General features: G+C 46.8%; 1 protein-coding gene. It reads left to right on the top strand.

Annotated elements, in window-relative coordinates:
• A partial coding sequence (locus tag HMPREF2560_RS05470; RefSeq protein ID WP_210400414.1) for a collagen-flanked surface repeat-containing protein occupies positions 1-432 on the top strand: 432 nt, incomplete at both ends.

The raw sequence follows: 432 nt of genomic DNA, 5'->3' as shown, positions 1-432 counted from the left end.
AAAGGCGACAAAGGCGACAAAGGTGACACTGGTGAAAAAGGTGGCAGCATTACAGGTGAAGTTGTAGATAATGGTGACGGTACCCATACAATCACTATTACTGATCTTGAGACCGGTACAGTCACTACTACCATCGTTAAAGACGGTAAAGACGGTGTAGATGGTAAGAATGCTAAAGCCGACGTTAAAGACAACGGCGATGGTACTCACACTGTAACCATCACTGATGGCGAAGGTAATACCACTACCACTATCGTTAAAGACGGTAAGAACGCTGAAGCCGACGTTAAAGACAACGGCAACGGTACTCACACTGTAACCATCAAAGACGGTAACGGTAATACCACTACTACCATCCTTAAAGACGGTGCTACTGGCGAAAAAGGTGACACTGGTGCAACCGGCGCTAAAGGCGACAAAGGTGACACTGGT

Origin of the sequence: Neisseria sp. HMSC078H04 (assembly GCF_001838135.1) — a bacterium.
In the GTDB taxonomy this organism is placed as follows: Bacteria; Pseudomonadota; Gammaproteobacteria; order Burkholderiales; family Neisseriaceae; genus Neisseria.
The sequence above is the reverse complement of the archived record's forward strand: the minus strand, read 5'-3'. Positions and strand labels throughout refer to the sequence as shown.